Origin of the sequence: Streptomyces sp. NPDC005863 (genome assembly GCF_042871345.1) — a bacterium.
In the GTDB taxonomy this organism is placed as follows: domain Bacteria; phylum Actinomycetota; class Actinomycetes; order Streptomycetales; family Streptomycetaceae; genus Streptomyces.
The window spans coordinates 1279681-1299563 of record NZ_JBIAII010000001.1 but is presented as its reverse complement, the minus strand read 5'-3'; the positions used below and the strand labels follow the sequence as shown (position 1 = coordinate 1299563).

Sequence of the window (19883 nt, the reverse complement as noted above, 5' to 3'; positions counted from 1 at the left end):
GAGCAGGGCACGGGCGTCAGCCTGGGCATGCCCCAACTGCCCGCCCCCGACTACCCGGCCGACGTACGGGCCAGGCTGGAGACGGACGCCAAGGAGGTCATCGCCCGCTACCCCGACTCCCGCTCCGCGCTCCTCCCGCTGCTGCACCTCGTGCAGTCCGAGGAGGGCCATGTCACGCGCACCGGCATGCAGTTCTGCGCCGACATGCTGGGCCTGACCACCGCCGAGGTCACGGCCGTCGCGACCTTCTACACCATGTACCGGCGCAAGCCCTCCGGCGACTACCAGGTCGGGGTCTGCACCAACACGCTCTGCGCGGTCATGGGCGGCGACGCGATCTTCGACGAGCTCAAGGAACACCTCGGCGTCGGAGACGACGGGGCCGATATGACGACTGCGGACGGCAAGATCACCCTTGAGCACATCGAGTGCAACGCCGCCTGCGACTTCGCCCCCGTGGTGATGGTCAACTGGGAGTTCTTCGACAACCAGACCCCCGAGTCCGCCAAGCGGCTCGTGGACGACCTGCGCTCGGGAGCCCCGGTCGCGCCCACGCGCGGGGCGCCGATCTGCACGTACAAGGAGACCGCCCGGATCCTCGCGGGCTTCCCCGACGAGCGGCCCGGGGCCGTCGAGGCGACCGGCGGCGCGGGCCCGGCCTCCCTGATCGGCCTGCGCCTGGCCAAGGGCGAGACCGCCCAGCCGCGCGTGGTCCACCCGCGCACGGGAGGCCCGCAGGACGAGACGCCCCCCGAGCACCTCAGCTCGCACGACGCACCGCAGCAGACCTCGGCATCCGACCCGGCGCACCCGGCAGGACCCACCGCCGAGGAGGGGGAGTGATGACCTTGGCAGCCGAGATCAACAACGAGACCAGCCCGGAGAAGCTGCTCGCACCGGTCCTTTCGGCCTTCTGGGACGAGGAGAAGTCCTGGACGCTGGAGACCTACCGGCGGCACGAGGGGTACGAGGGCCTGCGCAAGGCGCTCGCCATGGACCCCGACGACCTCATCGCGTACGTGAAGGACTCGGGGCTCCGGGGCCGGGGCGGCGCGGGGTTCCCCACCGGGATGAAGTGGCAGTTCATCCCGCAGGGAGACGGCAAGCCGCACTATCTAGTTGTCAACGCCGACGAGTCGGAGCCCGGGACCTGCAAGGACATCCCGCTCCTCTTCGCGAACCCGCATTCCCTCATCGAGGGGATCGTGATCGCGTGCTACGCGATCCGTTCGTCGCATGCCTTCATCTATCTGCGGGGTGAAGTCGTCCCCGTACTGCGGCGGTTGCACGAGGCCGTCCGCGAGGCCTACGCGGCGGGCTACCTCGGCAAGAACGTGCTGGGCAGCGGGCTCGATCTGGAACTCACCGTGCACGCGGGCGCGGGCGCGTACATCTGCGGTGAGGAGACCGCGCTGCTCGACTCGCTCGAGGGCCGCCGTGGTCAGCCGCGACTGCGTCCCCCCTTCCCTGCGGTCGCGGGCCTCTACGCGTGCCCCACTGTGGTGAACAACGTCGAGTCCATCGCATCCGTTCCCGCGATCCTCCAGCGCGGAAAAGACTGGTTCAAGTCGATGGGCAGCGAGAAGTCGCCCGGCTTCACGCTCTACTCGCTCAGCGGCCACGTCACCAGCCCCGGCCAGTACGAGGCGCCGCTCGGCATCACGCTGCGCCAGCTGCTCGACATGAGCGGCGGGATGCGCGCCGGACACCGGCTCAAGTTCTGGACGCCGGGCGGCTCCTCGACCCCGATGTTCACCGACGAGCACCTCGACGTCCCCCTCGACTACGAGGGCGTCGGCGCCGCCGGATCGATGCTCGGCACCAAGGCGCTGCAGTGCTTCGACGAGACGACGTGCGTCGTGCGGGCGGTGACCCGCTGGACGGAGTTCTACGCCCACGAGTCCTGCGGCAAGTGCACGCCGTGCCGCGAAGGGACGTACTGGCTGGTGCAGTTGCTCCGGGACATCGAGGCCGGCAAGGGCGTCATGGCCGACCTGGACAAGCTGAACGACATTGCCGACAACATCAACGGCAAGTCCTTCTGCGCCCTCGGCGACGGCGCGGCCTCGCCGATCTTCTCCTCACTGAAGTACTTCCGCGAGGAGTACGAGCAGCACATCACCGGCAAGGGCTGCCCCTTCGACCCGGCCAAGTCGACTCTCTGGGCCGACAGGCCCGCGGAAAGCGCGCAGGTGAACGCATGACAGTGACCACGAACAGCGCTCCCTCCGGGGGCGGGGAGGCGGCGGTCCCGCCGGAGGACCTGGTCTCGCTGACCATCGACGGCATCGAGATCAGCGTCCCCAAGGGGACGCTCGTGATCCGCGCCGCCGAACTGCTCGGCATCGAGATCCCGCGCTTCTGCGACCACCCGCTGCTCGACCCGGCCGGCGCCTGCCGCCAGTGCATCGTCGAGGTGGAGGGCCAGCGCAAGCCGATGGCGTCCTGCACCATCACGTGCACCGACGGCATGGTGGTGAAGTCGCAGCTGACCTCGCCCGTCGCGGAGAAGGCGCAGCGCGGCGTGATGGAGCTGCTGCTCATCAACCACCCGCTGGACTGCCCGGTCTGCGACAAGGGCGGCGAGTGCCCGCTGCAGAACCAGGCGATGCAGGTCGGCGACGTGGACACCCGCTTCGAGGGCAAGAAGCGGACGTACGAGAAGCCGGTGCCGATCTCCACCCAGGTGCTGCTCGACCGTGAGCGGTGCGTGCTCTGCGCGCGCTGCACCCGGTTCTCCAACCAGATCGCCGGCGACCCGATGATCGAGCTCATCGAGCGCGGCGCGCTCCAGCAGGTGGGCACCGGTGAGGGCGACCCCTTCGAGTCGTACTTCTCCGGGAACACCATCCAGATCTGCCCGGTGGGCGCGCTGACCTCGGCGGCGTACCGCTTCCGCTCCCGCCCCTTCGACCTGGTGTCGTCGCCCTCGGTGTGCGAGCACTGCGCGGGCGGCTGCGCGACCCGCACCGACCACCGGCGCGGCAAGGTCATGCGGCGGCTCGCGGCGGACGACCCCGAGGTCAACGAGGAGTGGCTGTGCGACAAGGGGCGCTTCGGCTTCCGGTACGCGCAGCGTCCCGACCGGCTGACCACCCCTCTGGTGCGTAACGCGTCCACGGGTGAACTGGAGCCCGCCAGCTGGCCCGAGGCCCTGGACGTCGCCGCCCGCGGTCTGGCGGCGGCGCGCGGCCGGGCCGGTGTCCTCACCGGCGGCCGGCTCACCGTGGAGGACGCCTACGCGTACAGCAAGTACGCGCGCGTGGCGCTCGACACCAACGACATCGACTTCCGCGCGCGCGTGCACAGCAGCGAGGAGGCCGACTTCCTGGCGGCCCGGGTGGCCGGGCGGGGCCGGGACCTCGACGGCAGCGGCGTCACGTACGCCCTCCTGGAGAAGGCGCCCGCGGTCCTGCTCGCCGGGTTCGAGTCCGAGGAGGAGGCGCCCGGCGTCTTCCTGCGGCTGCGCAAGGCCTGGCGCAAGCACGGCCAGCGCACCTTCTCCCTCGCGACGTACATGACCCGCGGCCTGGAGAAGGCGGGCGGCACGCTGCTGCCCGCGGCGCCGGGCACCGAGACCGAGTGGCTGGACGCGCTCGCCGCGGGCGTGGGTCTTCAGGCGCCGGGCACCGAGGCGTCCGACGCGCTGCGCGCCGAGGGCTCGGTCATCGTCGTCGGTGAGCGGCTCGCGGCCGTGCCCGGCGGGCTCACCGCCGCCGTACGGGCCGCCGCGGCGACCGGCGCCCGGCTGGTGTGGATCCCGCGCCGGGCGGGCGAGCGAGCCGCCGTCGAGGCGGGCGCCCTGCCGTCGCTGCTGCCCGGCGGACGTCCGGCCACCGACCCGCGCGCGCGGGACGAGGTCGCGGCCGCCTGGGGCGTCGCCGAACTCCCGCACCGCTACGGCCGCGACACCGGCCAGATCGTCGAGGCCGCCGCGACCGGCGAGCTCGGCGCGCTCCTGGTCGCGGGCGTGGAGCTGGCCGACCTGCCGGACCCCACGCGCGCGCGTGCGGCGCTCGACGAGGTCGGGTTCCTGGTCTCCCTGGAGCTGCGGCCCAGTGAGGTGACGGAGCGGGCCGACGTGGTGCTGCCCGTCGCCGCGGTCGCCGAGAAGCCGGGCACCTTCCTCAACTGGGAGGGCCGGGTGCGGATGTTCGACGCCGCGCTCAAGCCGGACCAGATGACGCGCAGGCTGGCGCCCACCGACGCGCGGGTCCTGCACATGCTGGCCGACGCGGGCGACATCCACCTCGGCCTGCCCGACCTGGTCACCCTGCGCCGCGAGGTGGAGCGGCTCGGCGGCTGGGACGGCCCGTACGCGAGCGAGCCCCTGGAGACGTCGGTCCAGCCGCCGCGGCCCGCCGCGGGCGAGGCCGTCCTCGCGGGGCACCGCATGCTGCTCGACCAGGGCCGCCTCCAGGACGGCGACGAGGCCCTTGCCGGTACGCGGCACGCGGCCCTCGCGCGCGTGTCGGCGGCCACCGCGGCCGAGGCGGGCGTGCAGGACGGCGACCTGCTCGCCGTCACCGGCCCGGCCGGGGCGAGTGAACTCCCGCTCCGGATCACTGAGATGCCCGACCGCGTGGTCTGGCTGCCGCTGAACTCGACCGGGGGAGGCGTCACGTCGGACACCGGCGCGCGCCCCGGCGATCTCGTCCGCATCGGCCCGGCGGTCCTGCCGGAGCCCATCGAGGCCCCGGAGGTGACGTCGTGACGCACACGCTGGTACCGCTTGCGGCGGAGGACCTGTCCATGTTCGGCCGCGACCCCTGGTGGCTGGTCGTCGTCAAGGCGGTCTTCTGCTTCGCCTTCCTGATGGTGACGGTCCTGCTCGCCATCGTCTGGGAGCGCAAGGTCGTGGCCTGGATGCAGTTGCGCATCGGCCCCAACAGGAACGGCCCCTGGGGTCTGCTGCAGTCCCTCGCGGACGGCGTCAAGCTGATGCTCAAGGAAGACGTGATCGTCAAGCGCGCGGACAAGGTGGTCTACGTCCTCGCGCCGGTCGTCGCCGCGATCCCGGCCTTCATGGCGATCGCCGTGATCCCCTTCGGGCCCGCGGGCAACGAGGTGTCGATCTTCGGTCACCGCACCACGATGCAGCTCACCGACCTGCCGATCGCGATGCTCTACATCCTCGCGGTCGCCTCCGTCGGCATCTACGGCATCGTGCTCGCCGGCTGGAGCTCCGGGTCGACGTACCCGCTCCTGGGCGGCCTGCGCTCCTGCGCGCAGATGATCTCGTACGAGATCGCGATGGGCGCGGCCTTCGCCTCGGTCTTCCTCTACTCCGGGTCGATGTCGACGTCGGCGATCGTGGAGGCGCAGGCGGACCGCTGGTACATCCTGCTGCTGCCCGTCTCGTTCATCATCTACATCATCACGATGGTCGGCGAGACCAACCGCGCGCCGTTCGACATGCCGGAGTCCGAGGGCGACCTCGTCGGTGGCTTCAACACCGAGTACTCCTCCATCAAGTTCGCGATGTTCATGCTCGCCGAGTACGTCAACATGGTCACCGTCTCGGCGGTCTCGGCCACGCTCTTCCTCGGCGGCTGGCGGGCCCCGTACCCGGTCAGCACCTTCTGGGAGGGCGCGAACCACGGCTGGTGGCCGATGCTCTGGTTCATCGTCAAGGTCCAGCTGCTGCTGTTCTTCTTCATCTGGCTGCGCGGCTCGCTGCCCCGCGTCCGCTACGACCAGCTGATGAAGCTCGGCTGGAAGGTCCTGATCCCGGCCTCGGTCGTCTGGCTGATGCTCGTGGCCACCATCAGGGCGATGCGGAACGAGGACTACGAGTTCACCTCGATCGCGCTCTATGGGGGCGGCGGCGTCATCGCGCTCCTGCTGCTCTCCGTGGTCGTGGACATCTTCCGCGACAAGCGCGAGAAGGAAGCCGCCGCCGAAGAGGACCAGCCGGCCGCCTTCGACCCGATGGCCGGCGGATTCCCCGTGCCGCCGATGCCCGGCCAGAGCCTGCCACCCGTGCCGCGCCGGCGCTCGCGCCAGGAGCGGGAGTTGATTGTCAGTGGTGGGCCGGATACTCAAAGTGACGGAACCCGAAGTGAGGGAAAGGAGGCGTCCGATGGCTGAGTCGAACCAGGAGTCCCACGAGTCGAACCAATCGAACCAGGGGTTCCAGAACCCTGTCGCGGGCTTCGGCGTGACCTTCAAGGCCATGTTCAAGAAGCGGCTGACCGAGCAGTATCCGGAGCAGCCGAAGACCACCGCTCCCCGCTTCCACGGCAGGCACCAGCTGAACCGCCATCCGGACGGCCTGGAGAAGTGCGTCGGCTGTGAGCTCTGCGCCTGGGCCTGTCCCGCGGACGCCATCTATGTGGAGGGCGCGGACAACACGGACGAGGAGCGCTACTCGCCCGGCGAGCGGTACGGCCGCGTCTACCAGATCAACTACGCCCGCTGCATCCTGTGCGGTCTGTGCATCGAGGCGTGCCCCACGCGCGCGTTGACGATGACGAACGAGTTCGAGCTGGCCGACACCAGCCGCGCGAACCTCATCTATACGAAGGAGCAGCTGCTCGCCGGCCTGGAGGAGGGCATGGTCGACAGCCCGCACTCGATCTTCCCGGGCACGGACGAGCAGGACTACTACCGCGGCCTGGTGACCGAGGCGGCGCCGGGCACGGTGCCCCAGGTCGCCCGCTCCAAGGGGGAGACGCCGCAGGAGGCCGCCTCGGACTTCGGTGACGGCGAGCCGGCGTCGGAGCAGGTGATCGGTCGATGACACAGCTCGCCGCCTACTCCACCTCCACCGGCGAGGCCTTCCAGTTCTGGGTGCTCGGCACGGTCGCGGTGATCGGCGCCCTGTGCACCATCCTCATGAAGAAGGCCGTGCACAGCGCGCTCTGCCTGGCCGGGACCATGATCATCCTCGCGGTGTTCTACCTGGCCAACGGCGCGTACTTCCTGGGCATCGTGCAGATCGTCGTCTACACCGGCGCGATCATGATGCTCTTCCTCTTCGTGGTCATGCTCGTCGGCGTCAGCGCGGCGGACTCCCTCACCGAGACCATCAAGGGCCAGCGCTGGCTGGCCCTGCTCTGCGGCCTCGGCTTCGCGGTGCTGCTCTTCGCGGGCATCGGCAACGCCTCGATGAAGGAGTTCAACGGCCTTGGCAAGGCGAACTCCGGTGGCAACGTGGAGGGTCTCGCCCAGCTCATCTTCACCAAGTACGTCTTCGCCTTCGAGATCACCGGCGCCCTGCTCATCACGGCGACGGTCGGCGCGATGGTGCTCACCCACCGCGAGCGCACGGAGCGCGCCAAGACCCAGCGCGAGCGGTCCGAGGAGCGCGTGCGCGCGGGCAAGCACCTGCCGCCGCTGCCCGCCCCGGGTGTGTACGCACGGCACAACGCCGTGGACATCGCGGGCCTGCTCCCCGACGGCACCCCGTCGGAGCTCACCGTCAACAAGACGCTGCGCGAGCGCGGCCAGATCCGCGATGTGTCGAACGAGGCGCTGGACGACCTGCGGGCGCTCGAACAGCGCTCCACCGACCGGCTTGAGCGGCCCGACCTGCGACGGTCCGACGCCGGGCGTCCCGAGGCCGGGCGGACCGAGGAGGCGTCGAAGTGAATCCCGTCAACTACCTCTATCTCGCCGCCCTGTTGTTCACGATCGGTGCGACCGGCGTGCTCATCAGGCGGAACGCGATCGTGGTGTTCATGTGCATCGAGCTCATGCTCAACGCCTGCAACCTCGCGTTCGTCGCCTTCTCCCGGCTGCACGGCAATCTCGACGGCCAGATCATCGCGTTCTTCACGATGGTCGTCGCCGCCGCGGAGGTCGTGGTCGGGCTCGCGATCATCGTGTCGCTGTTCCGTTCCCGCCACTCGGCCTCGGTCGACGACGCCAGCCTGATGAAGCTGTAAGGGGCTGAAAGTGGAGAACCTGATTGCGCTGCTCGTCGCGGCGCCACTGCTCGGAGCGGCCGTACTGCTGTGCGGCGGCCGGGCGTTGGACCGCGTGGGCCACTGGCTCGGCACGCTCCTCGCCGCCGCCTCCTTCGTCGTCGCCGCCGTGCTGTTCACCGACATGCTGGGCAAGGGCGCCGAGGAGCGCTCGCTGTCCCAGCACCTCTTCAGCTGGGTCCCCGTCGAGGGGTTCCAGGCGGACGTCGCCTTCCAGCTCGACCAGCTGTCGATGACGTTCGTCCTGCTGATCTCCGGAGTGGGCACGCTGATCCACGTCTACTCCATCGGGTACATGGAGCACGACGAGCGGCGCCGCCGCTTCTTCGGCTATCTGAACCTGTTCCTCGCGGCGATGCTCCTGCTGGTCCTCGCCGACAACTACCTGCTCCTGTACGTCGGGTGGGAGGGCGTCGGCCTCGCCTCGTACCTCCTGATCGGCTTCTGGCAGCACAAGCCCAGCGCGGCCACCGCGGCCAAGAAGGCCTTCCTGGTCAACCGGGTCGGCGACGTGGGCCTGTCGATCGCCATCATGCTGATGTTCACCACCTTCGGGACCTTCGCCTTCGGGCCCGTCCTGGAGGCCACCGGTGACACCAGCGAGGGCAAGCTCACCGCCATCGGCCTGATGCTGCTGCTCGCCGCGTGCGGCAAGTCCGCGCAGGTGCCGCTGCAGTCCTGGCTCGGTGACGCGATGGAGGGCCCGACCCCGGTCTCGGCCCTGATCCACGCGGCCACGATGGTGACCGCCGGTGTCTACCTGATCGTCCGCTCCGGCGCGATCTTCAACGCGGCGCCGGACGCCCAGCTCGTCGTCACCGTCGTCGGAGCGGTCACGCTCCTCTTCGGTGCGATCGTCGGTTGCGCGAAGGACGACATCAAGAAGGCCCTCGCCGGGTCGACGATGTCGCAGATCGGCTACATGATCCTGGCCGCGGGCCTCGGCCCCGTCGGCTACGTCTTCGCGATCATGCACCTGGTGACGCACGGCTTCTTCAAGGCCGGGCTCTTCCTCGGCGCCGGCTCGGTCATGCACGGCATGAACGACGAGGTCGACATGCGGAAGTACGGCGGCCTCAGGAAGTACATGCCGGTCACCTTCGTGACGTTCGGCCTCGGCTACCTCGCGATCATCGGCTTCCCCGGTCTGTCCGGCTTCTTCTCCAAGGACAAGATCATTGAGGCCGCGTTCGCCAAGGGCGGCACGGAGGGCTGGATCCTCGGCTCCGCGGCGCTCCTGGGCGCGGCCGTCACCGCGTACTACATGACGCGCGTGATGATCCTGACCTTCTTCGGCGAGGAGCGGTGGCGCAACCGCGCGACGGCCTCCCCGGACCAGCCGGACGTCGAGCCCGCCGCGGAGCACCGCGGTGCGCACGAGGAGCCGCACCCGCACGAGTCCCCGAAGTCCATGACCATCCCGATGATCGTGCTCGCCTTCGGCTCGGTGTTCGCGGGCGGGTTCTTCAGCATCGGCGACCGCTTCCTGCACTGGCTGGAGCCGGTCACCGGGCACGACCACGGTGACTCGCCGCTGAGCGCGGCCACGGTCACGGGCGCCACCATGGTGGTCCTCGTCATCGGCGTCGCCCTCGCCTACGTCCAGTACGGACGCCGGCCCGTCCCGGTCACCGCCCCGCGCGGCTCGCTGCTCACCCGTGCCGCCCGCCGCGACCTGCTCCAGGACGACTTCAACCACGTCGTCCTGGTCCGCGGCGGCGAGCACCTGACGCGGTCCCTGGTCTACGTCGACCACACCCTGGTCGACGGGGTCGTCAACGGCACGGCGGCCTCGGTCGGCGGCCTCTCCGGCCGGCTGCGCAAACTGCAGAACGGCTACGCCCGCTCCTACGCGGTCTCGATGTTCGGCGGCGCTGCGGTACTCATCGCCGCGACCCTGCTGATGAGGGCGGTCTGATACCGATGTCCTTTCCCCTGCTGACAGCGACGGCGGTCCTGCCCGCGGTCGGCGCGATCGCCACGGCAGCCGTCCCGGCCGCCCGGCGGTCCGCCGCCAAGTGGCTCGCCCTGCTCGTCTCGCTCGCCACGCTCGGCCTCGCGGTCGCCGTGCTCGTCCGGTTCGACCCGGACGGCGACCGCTATCAACTGACCGAATCGCACTCCTGGATCAAGGACTTCGGGGTGCGGTACGAGCTCGGGGTCGACGGCATCGGCGTCGCGCTCGTCGCGCTCACCGCGCTCCTGATCCCCTTCATCATCCTGGCGGGCTGGCACGACGCCGATCCCCTGGAGACGAAGTCGTCGCGCTGGCGGCCCACTCAGGGCTTCTTCGCCCTGATCCTGGGCGTCGAGGCGATGGTGATCATCTCCTTCGAGGCCACCGACGTCTTCCTCTTCTACATCTTCTTCGAAGCCATGCTCATCCCGATGTACTTCCTCATCGGCGGCTTCGGGGACCGCGCCCACGCGGGCACCGACGAGAACGCCTCGGCCCAACGCTCGTACGCGGCCGTGAAGTTCCTCCTCTACAACCTCGTCGGCGGACTCATCATGCTGGCCGCGGTGATCGGGCTCTACGTGGTGGCCGGGAACTTCTCGCTGCAGGAGATCACCGAGGCCCGCGCCAACGGGACGCTGACCATGGCGACCAGCACCGAGCGGTGGCTCTTCCTCGGCTTCTTCTTCGCCTTCGCGGTGAAGGCGCCGCTGTGGCCGCTGCACACCTGGCTGCCGAACGCGATGGGTGAGTCCACCGCACCGGTCGCCGTACTGATCACGGCCGTCGTCGACAAGGTCGGCACGTTCGCGATGCTGCGGTTCTGCCTCGGCCTCTTCCCCGAGGCGAGCAAGTGGGCGACGCCGGTCATCCTGGTCCTCGCCCTGATCAGCATCATCTACGGAGCGCTGCTCGCGGTCGGCCAGCGCGACATCAAGCGCCTGGTGGCGTACGCGTCGATCTCGCACTTCGGCTTCATCGTCCTCGGCATCTTCGCGATGACCTCGCAGGGCCAGTCCGGCGCGACTCTCTACATGGTCAACCACGGCATCTCGACCGCCGCGCTGATGCTGGTGGCCGGCTTCCTGATCTCGCGGCGCGGCTCGCGGCTCATCGCCGACTACGGCGGGGTGCAGAAGGTCGCCCCGGTGCTCGCCGGCACCTTCCTGATCGGCGGCCTCGCCACCCTGTCGCTGCCCGGCCTGGCGCCGTTCGTGAGCGAGTTCCTGGTCCTCGTCGGCGCGTTCGCGCGCTACCCGGTGGTCGGGATCATCGCGACCGTGGGCATCGTGCTCGCCGCGCTGTACACGCTGGTCCTGTACCAGCGGACGATGACGGGCCCGGTCAAGGCCGAGGTGTCGGCCATGCCCGACCTGCGGGTGCGTGAACTGGTCGTCGTCGCCCCGCTGATCGCGCTCCTGATCGGCCTCGGCGTCTACCCGAAGCCGCTGACCGACCTGGTGAACCCGGCGGTCAAGCACACGATGTCCGACGTCCAGAAGAAGGACCCCAAGCCCGAGGTGGAGGCGGCCAAGTGAGCGCATCAGCCGTCCACAGCCTGTGGACAACCGCGGCCGATCCCATCGACAAGATCGACGCACCCAACATCGAGTACGGACAGCTGTCGCCGACGTTGATCGTCATCGGCGCGGCCGTCATCGGAGTGCTCATCGAGGCCTTCATCCCGCGCAAGTCCCGTTACTACGCCCAGCTGTTCGTCTCCGTGGTCGCGCTCGCGGCCGCGTTCGCCGCGGTCGTCGGGCTCGCGGCCCGCGGCTTCGGCACCACCAAGGCGCAGGTCGCCGCGATGGGCGCCATCGCGGTCGACGGTCCCGCGCTCTTCCTGCAGGGCACGATCCTGCTCACCGGCATCGTCGTGATCTTCACCTTCGCGGAGCGCCGCCTCGACCCGGTGGCGCACGGCAACCGCGTCGACTCCTTCGTCGCGCAGGCCGGCTCGGTGCCGGGCAGCGAGAGCGAACAGGCCGCCACCAAGGCCGGGTTCGCCACCACCGAGGTGTTCCCGCTGGCGCTCTTCGCCATCGGCGGCATGCTCGTCTTCCCGGCGGCCAACGACCTCCTGACGCTCTTCATCGCCCTTGAGGTCTTCTCCCTGCCGCTGTACCTGCTCTGCGCGCTCGCCCGCCGCAAGCGCCTGATGTCGCAGGAAGCCGCCGTCAAGTACTTCCTGCTCGGCGCCTTCGCCTCGGCGTTCACGCTCTTCGGCATCGCGCTCCTGTACGGGTACGCGGGCTCGGTGTCGTACGCGACGGTCGCGGACGTCGTCGAGGGCAACGTCAAGACCGTGGACCCGGCGCTCGCCGACACCATGGGCAACGACGCGCTGCTCCTGATCGGCGTGGCGATGGTGGTGATGGGGCTGCTCTTCAAGGTGGGCGCGGTGCCCTTCCACATGTGGACCCCGGACGTGTACCAGGGCGCCCCGACGCCGGTCACCGGCTTCATGGCGGCGGCGACGAAGGTGGCCGCCTTCGGCGCGCTCCTGCGCCTCCTCTACGTGGTCCTGCCGGGCCTGCGCTGGGACTGGCGGCCGGTGATGTGGGGCGTCGCGGTCATCACGATGCTGGGCGGCGCGATCATCGCGATCACCCAGACCGACATCAAGCGGCTCCTGGCGTACTCGTCCGTCGCGCACGCCGGCTTCATCCTCGCCGGTGTGATCGCGACCACTCCGGACGGCATCTCCTCCGTCCTCTTCTACCTGGCCGCCTACTCCTTCGTGACCATCGGCGCCTTCGCCGTCGTCACGCTGGTGCGGGACGCGGGCGGCGAGGCCACGCACCTGTCCAAGTGGGCGGGGCTCGGCCGGCGCTCCCCGCTGGTCGCGGCGGTCTTCGCGGTCTTCCTGCTCGCCTTCGCCGGCATCCCGCTGACCTCCGGTTTCGCCGGGAAGTTCGCGGTCTTCAAGGCGGCGGCGGAGGGCGGCGCGGGCGGCCTCGTCGTGGTCGGTGTGCTGTCGTCGGCGGTCGCCGCGTTCTTCTACATCCGCGTGATCGTCCTGATGTTCTTCAGCGAGCCGAAGGCGGACGGCCCCACGGTCGCCGTGCCCTCGCCGCTGACGATGACGGCGATCGGCGTGGGCGTCGCGGTGACGCTGGTCCTGGGCGTGGCCCCGCAGTACTTCCTGGACCTCGCGAACCAGGCGGGGGTCTTCGTCCGGTAGCCCGGTTCCTTTTCGTACATGTGTTGCCGCCCGGCATCCCCAGCAGGGGTGCCGGGCGGCGGCCTGTGGATAACTGTCCGGGGTGTCGGTGCGGAGCCCTATCGTGGAGGCAGTGGTCGAGGCAGTGGCTGAGGCGGCGCGTACGGCGGGGGACAGGGCGATGGATGGGACCAGAGGCATGAGTGAGGTGACGGCGCCGGTATCGGCGTCGGACGTGGCGGCCGACGGCACGACCGGTGGTGCGGCAGGTGGCGCGACCGGCGGTGCGAGCGGTGGGCCGACCGGCGCCGTGACGGAGAGCGACGCGCTGCGCACGCTCCACCGCGTCTTCGGGTACGACGCGTTCCGCGGTGAGCAGGAAGCCGTCATCGACCATGTGGTGGGCGGCGGGGACGCCGTCGTCCTGATGCCGACCGGCGGCGGCAAGTCCCTCTGCTACCAGATCCCCGCCCTGGTCAGGCCGGGCACGGGCGTCGTGGTCTCGCCGCTCATCGCGCTCATGCAGGACCAGGTGGACGCGTTGCGGGCACTCGGTGTGCGGGCCGGGTTCATCAACTCCACGCAGGACTTCGACGAGCGGCGCGTGATGGAGGCGGAGTTCCTCGCGGGCGAGCTCGACGTGCTCTATCTCGCGCCGGAGCGGCTGCGCCTGGACACCACCCTGGACCTCCTCTCGCGGGCCAAGATCTCCGTCTTCGCCATCGACGAGGCGCACTGCGTCGCCCAGTGGGGCCACGACTTCCGCCCCGACTACCTGGCCCTCTCCCTCCTCGGCGAGCGCTGGCCTGACGTGCCGCGGATCGCCCTGACGGCCACGGCCACCCACGCCACGCACCGGGAGATCACCGAGCGGCTCGGCATGCCGGACGCCAAGCACTTCGTGGCGAGTTTCGACCGGCCCAACATCCAGTACCGCATTGTGCCGAAGGCCGAGCCGAAGAAGCAGCTCCTCGCCTTCCTGAAGGAGGAGCACGCGGGCGACGCGGGCATCGTCTACTGCCTGTCGCGCAATTCGGTGGAGAAGACCGCCGAGTTCCTCTGCAAGAACGGCATCGAGGCGGTCCCGTACCACGCGGGCCTGGACGCCGGCACCCGAGCGACCCACCAGTCCCGCTTCCTGCGCGAGGAAGGCCTCGTGGTCTGCGCGACGATCGCCTTCGGCATGGGCATCGACAAGCCGGACGTCCGTTTCGTCGCCCACCTCGACCTGCCCAAGTCCGTCGAGGGGTACTACCAGGAGACGGGCCGCGCGGGCCGCGACGGCCTGCCCTCGACGGCCTGGATGGCGTACGGCCTGCAGGACGTCGTCCAGCAGCGCAAGCTGATCCAGGGCGGCGAGGGGGACGAGGCGTTCCGCCGCAGGGCCGCCGCCCACCTGGACTCGATGCTGGCGCTGTGCGAGACCGCGCGGTGCCGCCGCGCCCAGCTCCTGACCTACTTCGGCCAGGAGACGACGGCGCCGGATGCCTGCGGGAACTGCGACACCTGCCTTACCCCGCCCGAGACGTGGGACGGCACGGTGGCGGCGCAGAAGGTGCTGTCCGCGGTCGTGCGCCTGCAGCGCGAGCGCGGCCAGAAGTTCGGCACGGGCCAGATCATCGACATCCTGCTCGGCAAGAAGACCGCGAAGGTCATCCAGTTCGACCACGACCAGCTCTCGGTCTTCGGCATCGGCGAGGAGCTGGCGGAGGGCGAATGGCGGGGCGTGGTGCGGCAGTTGCTGGCCCAGGGCCTGCTCGCGGTCGAGGGGGAGTACGGCACGCTGGTGCTCACCGAGGAGAGCGGTTCCGTCCTGGCGCGGGAGCGGGAGGTGCGGCTGCGCAAGGAGCCGAAGCCGGCTCCGGCGGCGCGTGCCTCGAAGGGGGAGCGCAAGGCGAAGTCGGCGGCGGCGGTCGCCGAGCTGCCCCAGGAGGCGGTGCCGCTCTTCGAGGCGCTGCGGGCCTGGCGCGCGGCGCAGGCGAAGGAGCAGGGCGTCCCGGCGTACGTGATCTTCCACGACGCGACGCTGCGCGAGATCGCGACGCTGCGGCCCACGTCCGTGGCGGACCTGGCCGGCATCAGCGGCGTGGGCGAGAAGAAGCGGGCGACGTACGGCGAGGGCGTGGTCGGCGTCGTGGCGGAGCGGGGCGGCGCGGGGGCCGAACAGGACGAGGCGTCCGGAGCCGCCGCGACGGCCCCGGCCCCGGCACCCGCCGCCAAGCCGGCCCCCGCCCCAACCTCAGCCCCAGCCCCAGCCCCAGCCCCAACCTCAGCCCCAGTCCAGTCCGCCGCCCATGACGACGGCGGACTGGACTGGGACATGGAGGAGCCGGACTGGTGAGCGCCGCAGGGGCAGTTGCTCGGTCACCCGCCGCGCCGCCGCCCCCTCCCGCTATCGGGCCGCCACGACCCGTCCCGTCACCTCGCCGAGGCCCACCCTCGTGCCGTGCGGGCCGGGGGCCCAGGCCGAGAGGGTGACCTCGTCGCCGTCCTCGAGGAACGTCCGCTTGCCGTCGGGGAGTTCGAGGGGGTCGCGGCCGTTCCAGGTGATCTCGATCAGGGAGCCGTACTGGCCGGCCTCGGGACCGCTGACCGTGCCCGAGCCGTAGAGGTCGCCCGTGCGCAGGGAGGCGCCGTTGACCGTCATGTGGGCGAGCTGCTGCGCGGCCGTCCAGTACACGGTGGAGAACGGCGGCTCGGAGATGACCTTGCCGTTGAGGGTCACCGTGATGCGCAGGTCGTAGCCGCCGGGCTCGTCGGCCGCGGACTCCGCGGAGTCGTCCAGGTAGGGCAGGAGCGGGTGGGTGCGCTCCGGAGGGGCGATCCGCGCCGTGTCCAGCGCGTCGAGGGGGGTGATCCACGCGGAGACCGAGGTGGCGAAGGACTTGCCGAGGAACGGGCCGAGCGGCACGTACTCCCAGGCCTGGATGTCGCGCGCCGACCAGTCGTTGAGGAGGGTGAGCCCGAAGACGTGCTCGCGGAAGTCCGCGAGGGGGACGGGGGTTCCGTGCGCCGAGGGGGCGCCGACCACGAAGCCGACCTCCGCCTCGATGTCGAGCCGGGTCGAGGGGCCGAAGACGGGGGCCGTGTCGGCGGGCGCCTTGCGCTGGCCGGACGGGCGGACGACGTCGGTCCCGGAGACCACGACCGTGCCGGAGCGCCCGTGGTAACCGATGGGCAGATGCTTCCAGTTGGGCGTCAGCGGAGACGGTGCGTCCGGCCGGAAGATCTGGCCCAGGTGGGTGGCGTGGTGCTCGGAGGCGTAGAAGTCGACGTAGTCCGCGACCTCGAAGGGCAGGTGCAGGGTCACCTCGGAGAGGTGGTGCAGCAGGGGGCGGACGGCCTCGCGGTGGGCGGGCACCGTCAGCCACGCGGTGAGCGCGCGCCGTACGTCGGACCAGGCGCGGCGGCCCGCGGAGAGCAGCGGGTTGAGCGTGGGCCGGGCGAGCAGCGAGACGTAGGGGGAGCCGAGCGCGGCGGCCGCGGCACCGGCGTCCAGGACGTGACTGCCGAGCCGTACCCCGACCCTGCGCCGGTTGTCCGCCTCGCCGGCCAGGGAGAACACGCCGTAGGGAAGGTTGTGCGGACCGAAGGGGTCGCCCTCGGGCAGGCCGAAGGGATCGCCCTCGGGATGACCGGTGGAGCCGCCTCGGGGGAGGTCGGTGGAGTCACCGGCGGCCGGGTCGAGCGGGGTCTGCTCGGACATGCGTACCTGCCTCGCTTTCCATAGGGGTGTGCCACACGTTACGTGGACGGGCCCCCGTTGCGGCAGTGTCCAAAGGGTGTGCAATGTCCGAATGGGCGTGCTGCGGCGGCTCATTCGCACGCCCCATCACGGCGGCGCGTACCGCATAGTCGGAATGAGGCATGCCGGAATCTAATCTTCCACTTTCCGGTGAACCAGCGGGCCCGCTGTCCCGTCCGGTCTCACCCGCCCGTATACGCACCTTGCCAAGCAGCTTCCCGCCGGGCCCAGGATCCGTATTCTCTGGATCATGTCGGCTCCCCTCGCATATGCACTCATCGCCACTGACCTGGACGGGACGCTGCTGCGCGGCGACGACACGGTCTCGGACCGGTCGCGGCGGGCGCTGGCCGCCGTGGGGGAGCAGGGCGCCCGGCACCTCGTGGTGACCGGCAGGCCCGCGCCGCGGGTGCGGCCCCTCTTCGACGCGCTCGGCTACGACGGCCTGGCCGTGTGCGGTCAGGGGGCGCAGCTGTACGACGCCGGGGCGGACCGGATGGTGTGGTCGGTGACGCTCGACCGCGAACTCGGCGAGACCGCGCTCGGGAAGATCGAGGCCGAGGTCGGGGAGGTCTACGCGGCCGTCGACCAGGACGGCGTGGACGGCCTCACGCTCATCGAGCCGGGGTACGAGATGCCGCATCCCACCCTGCCCGCGGTGCGGGTGCCCCGTCGCGACGTGCTGTGGGAGGAGCCCATCAGCAAGGTGCTGCTGCGGCATCCGACGCTGGCGGACGACGAGTTGGCGGCCGTGGCGCGGGACGCGGTCGGCCCGCTCGCCTCGGTGACGATGTCGGGGCCCGGCACGGTGGAGCTCCAGCCGTGCGGGGTGACCAAGGCGACCGGCCTCGCCCTGGCCGCCGAACGGCTCGGTCTGACGGCCGAGGACACCCTCGCCTTCGGGGACATGCCGAACGACATCCCCATGTTCCTGTGGGCGGCGCACGGGGTGGCCATGGCCAACGCCCACGGCGAACTGAAGGCGGTGTCCGACGAGTTGGCCCTCTCGAACGAGGACGACGGCGTGGCCGTCGTCCTCGAACGCCTCCTGGGCCAGACCTAGGGCGGGCCCTAACCCGCCCTAGCCCGCCGTCCGCCGGATCCGCTTCTCCCAGGTCCGGTGGAAGACGACCTCGCCGCCGTCCCGGCACACCACCTCGTTCGCGGTGATGAAGTCCGCCGCGTCGCAGGTGATCTCGGAGCGGGTCTCGACCGTGACGTCCCAGCCCAGTTCGGGCCGGTGCAGCCGGATCCGCCAGTCCGAGCGGGTGCGGGCGCTGAGCGGGTCGTCCTCCTGGATCGTGTACGTCTCCACGGCGTCCTCGGTGAACTCCAGGCCGTCCGGGTACACGCGCGTGCCGCCGTAGCGCGGGTCGACCTCCAGGCGCCACTCGCCCTTGGCGACGTCCCGTACCACCAGGCGTTCGGGCCGCTGCTCGTCCAGGGTGGCCGGGTACACCACGCCGAGCGGCGCCGACTGCTCGGCCGGCTCGAAGGTGATCGTCGGGTCCAGATCGCCCTCGCGCACCGGCAGTTCGAGGGTGCTGCCCACCGGGTCGAGCGTGAAGCCCACCGAGTCGGCCTGCGGCCAGATCCACGGCCAGTACGCGGAGGAGACCGCGAGCCGGATGCGGTGGCCCGGCGGGAAGGTGTGGCCGATGCCGTTGAGCTCGAAGGTCACGTCCTCGGTGGCGCCGAGCGGCCAGGCGTCGGCGCGGTCCCTGCCGTTCCGGGCCGAGAGGTTGAGCACGCCCCGGGTGACGAGGGTGGATGAGCCGTCCGGCGCGACGTCGCAGACGCGGGCGATCGCCTGCCCGTACGGCACGTCCATGCGCAGCCGCAGCGTCACCTTGGGGCGCCCGAGGACCCGTACCTGCGCGGGGACCTCGAACTCGAAGCACGCCGACTTCGCGTCCTCGTCCCGCTGGTCGGGCGGCAGGTCCGCGTCGTTGCCGAAGGGGAAGTACCGGCCCGCGTCCAGGCCGGTGTGGTGCGGGGAGTCGACGACGACCGGGGTGCCCTGGAGGGCGTACGCGACGGGGGTGACGTTCGGGGAGGGCCAGGACGGGTCGCCCACCCAGCCGCCGCTCAGCTCCGGGTAGACCGTGGCCGGCGGATGCGAGTCGCTGATCCAGGAGCGCAGCTTCGGCTCGGCCATCACCCCGGTGTCGACGCCCTTGAGGTGCTGGTCCCACCAGCGCAGGGTCTCCTGGAGGAAGCCGATCGCGGGCCCGGGCGGCAGGCCGCGGTCCGGGTACTGGTGCGACCACGGGCCGATCAACCCCCGTACGTCGCCCGGGAGATGCTCCACCAGGCGCAGCACCGTGTCGCGGTACGGGTCGTGCCAGCCGCCCACCGCGAGGACCGCGGCGCCGATCGCGGAGTAGTCCTCGCAGACGCTGCCGTGCCGCCAGTAGTCGTCGCGGGTCTGGTGGTCGAGCCAGGTGTGGATGAAGGGCTCGACGGCCTCAAGGCGGGTCAGCCACATGGCGCGCCACGCGTCGCCGACGAAGTACGGGTCGGGCGGCCGCGAGACGAACGCCAGCATGGTCGCCGCCCACGCGTGCATGTCGACGGCGAGCACGGAGCCGCCCATGTAGTGCACGTCGTTGTCGTAGCGGTCGTCGGCCGAGCAGACCGTGACGACGGCCTTGAGCGGCTCGGGGGCGAGCGCCGCGAGCTGCAGGGAGTTGAAGCCGCCCCAGGAGATGCCGAACATGCCGACCTTGCCGCTCGACCACTCCTGCGCGGCCAGCCAGTTCACCACCTCGACGCCGTCGGCGAGCTCCTGCGCCGAGTACTCGTCGGTGGGCAGGCCCTCGCTGTTGCCGTGCCCGCGCACGTCGACGCGGACGGAGGCGTAGCCGTGGCCCGCGTACCAGGGGTGGCGCTGCCAGTCGCGCGGCGCCGTCCAGTCGCTGAGGCGGTAGGGCAGGTATTCGAGGAGCACGGGGACGGGTTCGTCGGTGACCGGGCGCCACACGCGCGCGTAGAGCCTGGTCCCGTCGGCGAGGGGCACGTGGATGTCCTCGCGGGTCGTCTCGTACGGGAAGGAGTCTCGGATCTGCATGAGTGGAACCTCGGTGGACG

At 70.8% G+C, this 19883-nt stretch carries 14 protein-coding genes; 12 read left to right on the top strand and 2 right to left on the bottom strand.

What is annotated here, in order from left to right; translation table 11 throughout:
- The first annotated feature begins 27 nt into the window (after positions 1-27).
- From nuoE to recQ, 11 genes are all read left to right on the top strand, one after another.
- Positions 28-843: an NADH-quinone oxidoreductase subunit NuoE gene (gene nuoE / locus ACFYO9_RS05685; RefSeq protein ID WP_355804245.1), complete on the top strand. Its 816-nt coding sequence runs from the start codon at positions 28-30 to the stop codon at positions 841-843.
- Positions 843-2204 carry an NADH-quinone oxidoreductase subunit NuoF gene (gene nuoF, locus ACFYO9_RS05680; protein WP_355803987.1) on the top strand — a complete coding sequence of 454 codons (1362 nt, stop codon included), beginning with the start codon at positions 843-845 and terminating at the stop codon, positions 2202-2204. Before nuoE ends, nuoF begins: the two co-directional genes overlap by 1 nt.
- Positions 2201-4714 (top strand): NADH-quinone oxidoreductase subunit G, encoded by a 2514-nt coding sequence (locus tag ACFYO9_RS05675; protein WP_358774695.1) that lies wholly within the window; start codon positions 2201-2203, stop codon positions 4712-4714. Before nuoF ends, ACFYO9_RS05675 begins: the two co-directional genes overlap by 4 nt.
- A 38-nt stretch (positions 4715-4752) precedes the next feature.
- Positions 4753-6090 carry an NADH-quinone oxidoreductase subunit NuoH gene (nuoH, locus tag ACFYO9_RS05670; RefSeq protein ID WP_355804243.1) on the top strand — a complete coding sequence of 446 codons (1338 nt, stop codon included), beginning with the start codon at positions 4753-4755 and terminating at the stop codon, positions 6088-6090.
- Complete coding sequence (gene nuoI, locus ACFYO9_RS05665; protein WP_358774697.1) at positions 6083-6742, top strand: NADH-quinone oxidoreductase subunit NuoI; 660 nt, start codon at positions 6083-6085, stop codon at positions 6740-6742. Before nuoH ends, nuoI begins: the two co-directional genes overlap by 8 nt.
- Positions 6739-7593: an NADH-quinone oxidoreductase subunit J gene (locus tag ACFYO9_RS05660; protein WP_355803981.1), complete on the top strand. Its 855-nt coding sequence runs from the start codon at positions 6739-6741 to the stop codon at positions 7591-7593. Before nuoI ends, ACFYO9_RS05660 begins: the two co-directional genes overlap by 4 nt.
- Entirely contained in the window at positions 7590-7889 is a 300-nt protein-coding gene (nuoK, locus tag ACFYO9_RS05655; RefSeq protein ID WP_121405432.1) for an NADH-quinone oxidoreductase subunit NuoK, read from the top strand. Before ACFYO9_RS05660 ends, nuoK begins: the two co-directional genes overlap by 4 nt.
- 10 nt (positions 7890-7899) lie before the next feature.
- Complete coding sequence (nuoL, locus tag ACFYO9_RS05650; RefSeq protein ID WP_358774699.1) at positions 7900-9846, top strand: NADH-quinone oxidoreductase subunit L; 1947 nt, start codon at positions 7900-7902, stop codon at positions 9844-9846.
- A 5-nt stretch (positions 9847-9851) separates the two neighbouring features.
- Complete coding sequence (locus ACFYO9_RS05645) at positions 9852-11423, top strand: NADH-quinone oxidoreductase subunit M (RefSeq protein WP_355803976.1); 1572 nt, start codon at positions 9852-9854, stop codon at positions 11421-11423.
- Positions 11420-13069, top strand: a complete 1650-nt coding sequence (nuoN, locus tag ACFYO9_RS05640) for an NADH-quinone oxidoreductase subunit NuoN (protein ID WP_358712174.1) — start codon at positions 11420-11422, stop codon at positions 13067-13069. The genes ACFYO9_RS05645 and nuoN overlap by 4 nt, the downstream gene beginning before the upstream one ends.
- 178 nt (positions 13070-13247) lie before the next feature.
- Positions 13248-15389: a DNA helicase RecQ gene (recQ, locus tag ACFYO9_RS05635; RefSeq protein ID WP_358774700.1), complete on the top strand. Its 2142-nt coding sequence runs from the start codon at positions 13248-13250 to the stop codon at positions 15387-15389.
- A gap of 51 nt (positions 15390-15440) precedes the next feature.
- Here the strand turns inward: recQ and fahA are convergent, their stop codons facing one another.
- Positions 15441-16754, bottom strand: a complete 1314-nt coding sequence (gene fahA / locus ACFYO9_RS05630) for a fumarylacetoacetase (RefSeq protein ID WP_355803970.1) — start codon at positions 16752-16754, stop codon at positions 15441-15443.
- Positions 16755-17043: 289 nt separating this feature from the next.
- On the opposite strand from fahA, the gene ACFYO9_RS05625 reads away from it, so the two are divergent.
- Positions 17044-17856: an HAD family hydrolase gene (locus tag ACFYO9_RS05625; RefSeq protein ID WP_355803968.1), complete on the top strand. Its 813-nt coding sequence runs from the start codon at positions 17044-17046 to the stop codon at positions 17854-17856.
- Positions 17857-17874: 18 nt separating this feature from the next.
- Here ACFYO9_RS05625 and ACFYO9_RS05620 read toward each other — a convergent pair whose 3' ends face one another.
- Positions 17875-19863: a CocE/NonD family hydrolase gene (locus tag ACFYO9_RS05620; protein ID WP_358774702.1), complete on the bottom strand. Its 1989-nt coding sequence runs from the start codon at positions 19861-19863 to the stop codon at positions 17875-17877.
- Between the last annotated feature and the right edge of the window lie 20 nt (positions 19864-19883).